General features: G+C 60.5%; 6 protein-coding genes and 2 pseudogenes. 6 read left to right on the top strand and 2 right to left on the bottom strand.

Going from position 1 to position 9,384, the window contains the following annotated elements; all coding sequences use genetic code 11:
- From carB to C9413_RS21530, 4 genes and pseudogenes are all read left to right on the top strand, one after another.
- Positions 1 to 3,418: carbamoyl-phosphate synthase large subunit (carB, locus tag C9413_RS21545; protein ID WP_170250883.1), on the top strand; the 3,418-nt coding region annotated here is incomplete at its 5' end.
- A gap of 45 nt (positions 3,419 to 3,463) precedes the next feature.
- A pseudogene (locus C9413_RS21540) lies at positions 3,464 to 4,681 on the top strand (DUF2235 domain-containing protein).
- A 252-nt stretch (positions 4,682 to 4,933) separates the two neighbouring features.
- Positions 4,934 to 5,410: a transcription elongation factor GreA gene (gene greA, locus C9413_RS21535; RefSeq protein WP_022714254.1), complete on the top strand. Its 477-nt coding sequence runs from the start codon at positions 4,934 to 4,936 to the stop codon at positions 5,408 to 5,410.
- Between the two features lie 39 nt (positions 5,411 to 5,449).
- On the top strand, positions 5,450 to 6,490 hold the full coding sequence (locus C9413_RS21530) for a glycosyltransferase family 4 protein (protein ID WP_039846844.1): 1,041 nt from the start codon (positions 5,450 to 5,452) through the stop codon (positions 6,488 to 6,490).
- Between the two features lie 129 nt (positions 6,491 to 6,619).
- Here the strand turns inward: C9413_RS21530 and C9413_RS21525 are convergent, their stop codons facing one another.
- Complete coding sequence (locus C9413_RS21525) at positions 6,620 to 6,871, bottom strand: hypothetical protein (protein WP_170250882.1); 252 nt, start codon at positions 6,869 to 6,871, stop codon at positions 6,620 to 6,622.
- 83 nt (positions 6,872 to 6,954) lie between these two features.
- Positions 6,955 to 7,425: an Lrp/AsnC family transcriptional regulator gene (locus C9413_RS21520; protein ID WP_082046539.1), complete on the bottom strand. Its 471-nt coding sequence runs from the start codon at positions 7,423 to 7,425 to the stop codon at positions 6,955 to 6,957.
- Positions 7,426 to 8,144: 719 nt separating this feature from the next.
- Here C9413_RS21520 and trxB point away from each other — a divergent pair.
- Both trxB and C9413_RS21510 read left to right on the top strand, forming a co-directional pair.
- The gene (gene trxB, locus C9413_RS21515; RefSeq protein WP_039845451.1) at positions 8,145 to 9,119 is read left to right on the top strand and encodes a thioredoxin-disulfide reductase; all 975 of its coding nucleotides are present in this window, start codon (positions 8,145 to 8,147) and stop codon (positions 9,117 to 9,119) included.
- A gap of 23 nt (positions 9,120 to 9,142) precedes the next feature.
- Positions 9,143 to 9,384 (top strand): annotated as a pseudogene (locus tag C9413_RS21510) (LysR family transcriptional regulator VtlR); the annotation flags it as partial.

Here is a 9,384-nt window from a genome sequence, read left to right as displayed (position 1 = left end):
GGCCTGCAAGGCGCTGAAGGAGGAAGGCTACAGGGTCATCCTTGTCAACTCCAACCCGGCGACAATCATGACCGACCCGGGTCTTGCGGACGCGACCTATGTCGAGCCGATCACCCCGGAAGTCGTCGCCAAGATCATCGCCAAGGAGCGGCCGGATGCGTTGCTGCCGACCATGGGCGGCCAGACGGCGCTGAACACGGCTCTTTCGCTAAAGCGCATGGGTGTGCTCGACCGATACAATGTCGAGATGATCGGCGCCAAGCCGGCCGCGATCGACATGGCGGAAGACCGCGCCCTCTTCCGTGAAGCCATGGCCCGCATCGGGCTGGAAACGCCGCGCTCGATGCTGGCGAACGCCACAGACATCAAGGACGCCGACCGCAAGATGCACGAGGCGGAGCGCACAAAGCTGCGCGAAAGCCTCTCGGGCGCCGCGCTCGACACTGCGCTGGACGATCTGGAAAACCAGTGGAACCTGGGCGAGAGCGACCGCAAGCAGCGCTATTTGAACCACGCAATGGCGATCGCCGCTCAGGCGCTCGATGACGTCGGCCTGCCGGCCATCATCCGCCCGTCCTTCACTCTCGGCGGCACCGGCGGCGGCATTGCCTACAACCGTTCGGAATTCTTCGACATCGTCGGCGGCGGCCTCGATGCTTCGCCCACGACCGAAGTTCTGATCGAGGAGTCGGTCCTCGGCTGGAAGGAATATGAAATGGAAGTCGTCCGCGACAAGGCGGACAATTGCATCATCATCTGCTCGATCGAAAACATTGATCCGATGGGTGTCCACACCGGCGACTCGATCACCGTCGCTCCAGCGCTGACGCTGACTGACAAGGAATATCAGATCATGCGCAACGCCTCAATTGCGGTGCTGCGCGAGATCGGCGTCGAGACTGGCGGTTCAAACGTCCAGTTCGCCGTCAATCCGAAGGACGGCCGCCTCGTGGTCATCGAGATGAACCCGCGCGTTTCACGCTCTTCGGCGCTCGCTTCCAAGGCAACCGGGTTCCCGATCGCCAAGGTCGCGGCGAAACTCGCGATCGGCTACACGCTGGACGAACTGGAAAACGACATCACCGGTGGCGCCACACCCGCCTCCTTCGAACCGTCGATCGACTATGTCGTCACCAAGATCCCGCGCTTTGCCTTCGAGAAGTTCCCGGGCGCCTCGCCGATCTTGACGACGGCGATGAAGTCCGTCGGCGAAGTCATGGCGATCGGCCGCACCTTCGCCGAATCACTGCAGAAGGCGCTCCGCGGCCTCGAAACGGGGCTGACTGGCCTTGATGAAATCGAAATTCCAGACGTCGAGGAAGGCGAGTCCAGCCAAAACGCCATCCGTGCCGCGATCGGCACGCCGACGCCCGATCGCCTGCGTATGGTTGCCCAGGCGTTGCGCCAGGGCATGAGCGAGGCCGAGGTTCACGAGGGCTCCAAGATCGACCCGTGGTTCATCGCCCAGTTCAAGGCGATCGTCGACATGGAGGCCCGTATCCGCGAGCATGGCCTACCGAGCGACGCCGCAAACCTGCGTATGCTCAAGGCCATGGGCTTTTCGGACGCGCGCCTCGCGACGCTGACGAACAAGCGTCCGAAAGAAGTGGCGGAACTTCGCAACAGCCTGAATGTCCGCCCGGTTTTCAAGCGCATCGACACCTGCGCGGCCGAATTCGCCTCGCCGACTGCCTATATGTATTCCACTTACGAAACGCCCTTCGTCGGCGCCGCCCGCTCCGAGGCGCAGGTCTCCGACCGCAAGAAGGTCGTCATCCTCGGCGGCGGTCCGAACCGTATCGGCCAGGGTATCGAGTTCGATTACTGTTGCTGCCACGCCGCCTTCGCACTGAAGGATGCCGGCTACGAAGCGATCATGATCAACTGCAACCCGGAGACCGTCTCGACCGACTACGACACCTCCGACCGCCTCTATTTCGAGCCGCTAACGGCCGAAGACGTGATCGAGATCCTGCGCGCCGAGCAGGAGAAGGGTGAGGTCGTCGGCGTCATCGTCCAGTTCGGCGGTCAGACGCCGCTGAAGCTTGCCGAAGCGCTGGAAAAGAACGGCATCCCGATTCTCGGCACCGCGCCGGATGCGATCGACCTTGCCGAGGACCGCGACCGCTTCCAGAAGCTCCTGATGAAGCTCGACCTCAACCAGCCGAACAACGGAATTGCCTATTCCGTCGAGCAGGCCCGCCTCGTCGCCGCCGAAATCGGCTTCCCGCTGGTTGTACGCCCCTCCTACGTTCTCGGCGGCCGCGCCATGCAGATCATCCACTCGGAATCGATGCTGCAGACCTATCTGCTCGACACCGTTCCGGAACTGGTACCGGAAGACATCAAGCAGCGCTATCCGAACGACAAGACCGGCCAGATCAACACGCTGCTCGGCAAGAACCCGCTGCTCTTCGACAGCTACCTGGCGAACGCTATCGAGGTCGACGTCGACTGCCTCTCCGACGGCGATGACGTCTACGTCGCCGGCATCATGGAGCACATCGAAGAAGCCGGCATCCATTCCGGCGACTCGGCCTGCTCGCTGCCGCCGCGCTCGCTGTCGGGGGACTTGCTCGACGAGCTCGAGCGCCAGGCAAAGGCCATGGCCAAGGCTCTGAATGTCGGCGGTCTGATGAACGTGCAGTTCGCTATCAAGGACAGCACCGTCTACGTGCTCGAAGTCAACCCGCGTGCCTCGCGCACCGTGCCATTCGTGGCAAAGACCATCGGCGCGCCGATTGCCAAGATCGCCGCCCGCGTCATGGCCGGCGAAAAGCTGGATGCGGCCTTCGCCGCCTACGGCCAAAAGCCCGACCCGCGCGCCCTGAAGCACATTGCCGTCAAGGAGGCCGTCTTCCCCTTCGCCCGCTTCCCGGGCGTCGATACGCTGCTTGGGCCTGAAATGCGCTCGACCGGGGAGGTCATCGGCCTCGACACCGATTTCGCCCTTGCCTTCGCCAAGTCGCAGCTCGGCGCCGGCGTTGAACTGCCGCGTGACGGGACGGTCTTCGTCTCCGTTCGCGACCACGACAAGCCGCGCGTGCTGCCTGCGATCCGTGTTCTTGTAGGCGAAGGTTTCAAGGTACTCGCCACCGGCGGCACGCAACGTTTCTTGGCTGAAAATGGCATCGAAGCGACGAAGATCAACAAGGTGCTCGAGGGCCGGCCGCACATCGAGGATGCGATCCGCAACCGCCAGGTCCAACTTGTCATCAACACGACGGACGGCAACAAGGCGATCTCCGATTCGAAGTCGCTCCGCCGCGCGACCCTGATGCAGAAGGTGCCGTATTACACGACCATGGCCGGTGCCGAAGCAGCCGCCCAGGCGATCAAGGCGCTGAAGGCCGGCAACCTCGAGGTTCGCCCGCTGCAGAGCTATTTCCAAGCGTTAGACGACCGGAAGTTGCCGTAAAACCTCCCGGATGTTAGCGTTGCGGCGGTACATCCGGAGCGGTTGATGGCAAAGAACATCGTCATTCTGTTCGATGGCACATCGAACGAGATTTCGGCCGACCGGACCAATATTGTCAGACTATTCGGCACCTTGAAACGCTCGGATGAGCAGATCGTCTACTACGATCCAGGCGTCGGCACGTTCGGCGCGGCCAATGCCTGGTCGAGACTGCTTCGCAAATCCTATGAGGTTTTCGGGCTCGCGACGGGCTGGGGCCTCGACCAGAACGTCAAGGAAGCCTACCGCTTCCTGGTCGAAAACTACGATCGCGGCCCGCCCGACACCGCTCGGCGGCATTCCGACCGCGACCGCATCTACATCTTCGGCTTCAGCCGTGGCGCCTATTCGGCGCGGGTGCTAGCGGGTTTCATCCATGCCTTCGGCCTTACAAGCCGGCATCATCTCAACCTGCTCGATTATGCCTACAGGACCTACAAGGGAATTTCCGCGCACGAAGAGAAAGCCGGCGGCGCTGCGCAGAATGGTGGCGAGCCCCCGTCTTCTCCTTTCGCCGCCAGGCTCTTCTAAGAACGCATGCCAAAAAACGCCCGCCCGCCGATAAAGCTGCTTGGTCTTTTCGATACGGTGACCTCAGTGATCGAAACGGGGAAATGGTTTCCGCAGTTCAAGACCCATCCGTTCACCCGTAAGAACCCGAGCGTCGAATGGGTGCGGCACGCAGTCGCCATAGATGAACGGCGGACCATGATCCAGCCAGAGCTCTGGGAGCAGGACCAGGAATATTGGGGTCGCCCGTTCCGGCCGAAGGCACCGGTGGCGAAGCAGAATTTCCGGGAAGTATGGTTCGCCGGCGTCCACGGCGATATCGGCGGCGGCTATCCGGAAGCGCAAAGCGGGGCAGTCAAGATCCCCCTAGCCTGGATGATCCAGGAAACGCAACCGGCCGGGCTCCTCTACCGCACCCGCATCGTTAACGACATCGTGCTCGGAAAAGGCGGGAAGAAGTATGTGCCGCTGAACGCCACTGCTCCCTTCCATGATTCCATGACCGCCGGGTGGAAAATCCTTGAATACATTCCGCGGCGGGTGCCGGAAAATTCCTGGCGCCGGCAGGGCAACCGCAATGCGATCTATTTTCCGTTGAGCGACCGGCGCTTCATTCGGGACGATGCGCTGATCCATATCTCGGTCAAGGAACGGATGAATTCCAGCTCCTACAATCCGCCGAATCTGCCTGCGGATCCTGACTTCGTTTCTTAACGGCTTGAATCACTCTCTGCGATTACTTGTCCAAGCGCTTGATCCGACTCACATCTTCACCAACGCGATCGGCGTGCTGCGAGGAGACAGTCGGCCGGGCGCGCCACATTACGAATTTTATGGAAATCGGCGGCAACGATCTGCTATAAGCGGGCGATTAGGATTATTGCACGGTTCCGAAGTCCCCTTCGGGACCTGTTTTCTTTTGTGTCGCTGCCTGACTATAGGACACGAAGATCAAAGGACAGGAAAATGGTTGATAAGGTTCCGATGACACAGGGTGGTTTCGTCAAGCTGCAGGAAGAGCTGCGCTGGCGTCAGCAGGAGGAGCGCCCGCGCATCATCGAAGCGATCGCCGAAGCCCGTGCCCATGGCGATCTTTCCGAAAACGCCGAATATCACGCAGCCAAGGAAGCGCAGAGCCACAACGAGGGCCGCATCAGCGAGCTCGAAGACCTGACGGCGCGCGCCGAAGTGATCGACCTTGCAAAGATGTCCGGCGACAAGATCAAGTTCGGCGCCAAGGTCAAACTCGTCGACGAGGACACCGAGGAAGAAAAGACCTACCAGATTGTCGGCGATCAGGAAGCCGACGTGAAAGCCGGCCGCATTTCCATCTCCTCCCCGATCGCCCGCGCGCTGATCGGCAAGGTAGTCGGCGATTCCATCGAGGTCATCGCACCGGGCGGCTCGAAAGCCTACGAAGTCCTGTCGATCTCCTGGGGTTGATTGCCTGTGGCGGAGACGGTCAAGGCGGCCGCAATCGATATTGCTGACGTCGAAATCATCGCACCGAACTTCAAGCAGCGACTGTCCGGCGTCACGTCGACGATCGTTCAGCTGATTCCCCTCCAGGTCAGACTCGGCATCAAGATTGCGACGCTCGGCCCCGGCTTACCGAAAGACCTACCGAAGCTGACGTGGAGACAGCTTCTTGGCGCATGGCGTCCGTCAGCCGGACGCCGGCAGCGCGTATGGCACGCACGACGCAACAACGAGATGGCCGCTGGTATCGTGCTGCGGCACGTGTTGCGCATGCCGCTGAAGCTGCTTTTTACGTCGGCCGCCCAGCGCCGCCATACCGCCTACACCCGCTGGCTTATCCGCCGGATGGACGCAGTCGTCGCGACCAATGCCCGGTCCGGTTCTTTCCTCCAGGTGCCGCATATTGTCATCCGCCACGGCGTCGATCTGGAACTCTTCCATCCACCCCAGACTGCCGAGGACACCATAGAGGCCACCGACCTGCCCGGGAGGTATCTCGTCGGCTGCTTCGGCCGCCTCCGGCATCAGAAAGGCACCGACCTTTTCGTTCGGTCAATGATCGATCTGCTGCCGCAACATCCAGATTGGACGGCGGTGATCTCCGGTCGGGTAACGGCAGAGCATAAAGCTTTTGCCGACAAGCTGCAGGCCGATGTCGCCGCCGCCGGCCTTGCTGATCGGATCGTCTTTCTGGGCGAAGTGCCAGACATCAAGGTCTGGTATCGCCGCCTAACCCTATATGTTGCCCCTTCCCGAAATGAAGGTTTCGGGCTGACGCCTCTCGAAGCTATGGCCTCGAAGACTACGGTTGTGGCATCGGACGCCGGAGCCTATGCCGAAATGATCGAGGACGGGACGAACGGAAGCGTCGTCCCGGCCGGCGATGGCGAAGCTCTCACGAAGGCAATCGCCCCCTATCTCGCCGATCCACAATGGACGCTCGCCCGTGGCGAGGTTGCGCTCGCGCATGTGCGGGCGAATTTTGCGCTGGAAGGCGAAGCGACGGCTCTGAAGGCCGTCTATGAGGATCTTCTGCGGCGGTAGAGGTCAATTCCATCGGCTTCGGCTTGCGCTTGAAACGTTCGAGACAGGTTCTGGCGACCGCGTCTTGCGAGAACCCGGCTTATCATCGTCTCGTTGCCGCCAGCTTGGAGGCTAGAACAGGATCATTGATCAGCCGCTGCTCGCCTTCGCGAAACTATCGACATCGCCGGCGTCGCCAATGAGACCGTTCGCCCAGCTCGGCCCCTCCGACCGGCTCGAGACCACCGGCTTGTGCGGCGCGCACGCTTCCAGGATAGCCTTGCCGAGCAGCTCCTGGTTCGACAGGCAGCGCGGAACAAAGCGTCCAATGGACGTAACGACAGGTGCATCTTCCGGTGTCTTCAGCGCGGCCCGATCGACCGGCGCGAAACGCTCCCGCATTCGGGAAATGGGAGATGACCTCGACGCCGAGCGTCCAGCACCAGTTCCTTTTCGACAATCGGAGATACCGCGCGCCATTATGTCTAAATATCTACGAGAGAGACATCCTTTACCTGTCGGATGGTCAACATCGTCCGCACGGTATCCACATTCTCCGTGGCCGTGAGCTCTTCGATCACAAAATCCTGAAAGCCCGCAAGGTTCTCAGCGACGCACTGCAAAAGGAAATCGGATTCGCCCGACACCATCCAGGCCTCTCGCACGAGCGGCCAATTGGCTGTCTGCTTGGCAAATGCCTTCAGATTGGCATCCGACTGATGTTTCAGACCGACCATGCAGAAGGCCACCAGATCATAACCGAGCGCCGGCGCATTCAAGAGCGCCCGATAGCCACGGATGAAGCCGGTTTCTTCCAGCTTACGCACCCGCCTCAGACACGGCGGCGCTGATATACCGACCCGCTCGGCAAGTTCGACATTCGTCATACGGCCATCATTCTGAAGCTCGCGCAGAATCTTCATATCTATTGCATCAAGTTCGACGCGCATCACCATGGTAGAGCTTCCTGTTTCTTTTGATCGGCCGTTGGCGGGCCGCTTCCTATTATTGCCCGCGACAAATTCAAACGCCGCGCTTCGCTGCCAAAGTATATTCAGTTGAGGTTCGAACTTGCCCTTGACACCCGCGCCAATCCATACATCGTCCTCGTTAAGCGTCGACCGCACCGCCTTGCTTTAATCGTGTTGCTGCCGAGATGCAGTGACCTCGGCAACACCAAGCCTCTAGCGAGGCAGAAATAGCGCGAAACCGGCCCCATATGCATCTTGATCCTTAAGGCTTTTTCATCTGATCTGATGCCCAAATGCGGGATGTTGAGCCGCGCTTGACTGATTGGCCGGGAGAAGAATAGGTCAAAGATCCATCATAGACAAAATCGATACCCCTTTCGTCAGACACTGTTTTCAATATCCCTGGTACTCGCTCGCGGATGCTTCAACGGAAATGATGATCGGCGCTTGCCCATTGCTGGCTCTCTGTTGTAGCGGTGTGGATGAAATGGTCGATAACAGCATCAGCCAGCGAAAACGAGGGCGTCGGGGTCAAACCAACAAAAACATCTGCGGATAGCCCATGATAATTACGCAAGCACTTGTGCGTATTCCATGCTGTCCCCTTGAAAGGTAGCTTGGTTCATCCCTAGACTATACAAAAGCGTTTATTACGATATCTCGCACGGCTTCGACAGGATGCCTGCCACCAAAGGATCCGGACCATGACTGCCCGACACACTAAAGTTCTCATCATCGGCTCCGGTCCCGCGGGCTATACGGCCGCAGTCTATGCGGCACGCGCAATGCTGAAGCCGGTGCTGATCGCCGGGATGGAGCAAGGCGGGCAGTTGATGATCACGACGGATGTCGAGAACTATCCGGGCTTTGCCGATCCGATCCAGGGCCCGTGGCTGATGGACCAGATGCTGCAGCAGGCCAAGCATGTCGGCGCAGAGATCGTCAGCGACATCGTCACCGAGGTCGAGACGAACCAGCGGCCCTTCGTGGCGCGCACCGACAGCGGCCAGGTCTGGACCGCCGATACACTGATCATTGCGACCGGCGCCAAGGCAAAATGGCTCGGCATCGAAAGCGAACAGCATTTCCAGGGCTTTGGCGTTTCAGCCTGCGCCACATGCGATGGCTTCTTCTATCGCAACAAGGACGTCATCGTCGTTGGCGGCGGCAACAGCGCCGTCGAGGAAGCCCTTTATCTTTCCAACATCGCGAAGTCGGTGACGGTGGTGCATCGCCGTGATGCGTTCCGCGCCGAAAAGATCCTGCAGGAGCGCATCTTCTCGAAGGAGAATGTGACGGTTCTTTGGAACACCGAAGTCGCCGAAATCACCGGCATGCCGGCGAAACCGCCGATGCCGCCCTCCGTTGCCGGCGCGCGCTTGCGCGATACCCGCACCGGCGCCATCAGCGACGTTTCGGTCGATGGCGTCTTCGTGGCGATCGGCCATGCACCGGCAACCGAACTTTTCAAGGGCAAGCTCAAGCTCAAGGACAACGGCTATCTCTGGACCGCTCCGGATTCGACCGCAACCAGCATAGAGGGGATCTATGCTGCGGGTGACGTGACGGACGATACCTTCCGGCAGGCGGTTACCGCCGCCGGCATGGGATGCATGGCCGCCCTCGAAGCCGAGCGTTATCTCACGGGCCACATGCCCGTCGCCGTGGCCGCGGAGTAAAATCGGCTATGAGGGGTGGGGGGATGCCATTGGATTGGGACAAGCTGCGTATTTTTCACGCGGCTGCCGAGGCCGGTTCGTTTACGCATGCGGCCGACAAACTGCATCTCTCCCAATCCGCGATCAGCCGTCAGGTGAGCGCGCTGGAGCAGGACGTCGGCACCAAACTCTTCCACCGCCATGCCCGCGGCCTGATCCTGACGGAACAGGGCGAACTGCTCTATCGCCCCGCCCATGATGTGCTGCTGCAGCTCGAAACGGTGAA

It is taken from the genome of Rhizobium sp. SEMIA 4085 (genome assembly GCF_013004495.1).
Taxonomy (GTDB): domain Bacteria; phylum Pseudomonadota; class Alphaproteobacteria; order Rhizobiales; family Rhizobiaceae; genus Rhizobium; species Rhizobium gallicum.
The sequence above is the reverse complement of the archived record's forward strand: the minus strand, read 5'-3'. Positions and strand labels throughout refer to the sequence as shown.

Bases quoted from the DNA above. Each gene is read 5' to 3' on its own strand.
- greA (WP_022714254.1), top strand. From the start codon at position 4,934: ATGGTTGATAAGGTTCCGATGACACAGGGTGGTTTCGTCAAGCTGCAG.
- C9413_RS21525 (WP_170250882.1), bottom strand. From the start codon at position 6,871: ATGCGGGAGCGTTTCGCGCCGGTCGATCGGGCCGCGCTGAAGACACCG.
- C9413_RS21520 (WP_082046539.1), bottom strand. From the start codon at position 7,425: ATGGTGATGCGCGTCGAACTTGATGCAATAGATATGAAGATTCTGCGC.
- trxB (WP_039845451.1), top strand. From the start codon at position 8,145: ATGACTGCCCGACACACTAAAGTTCTCATCATCGGCTCCGGTCCCGCG.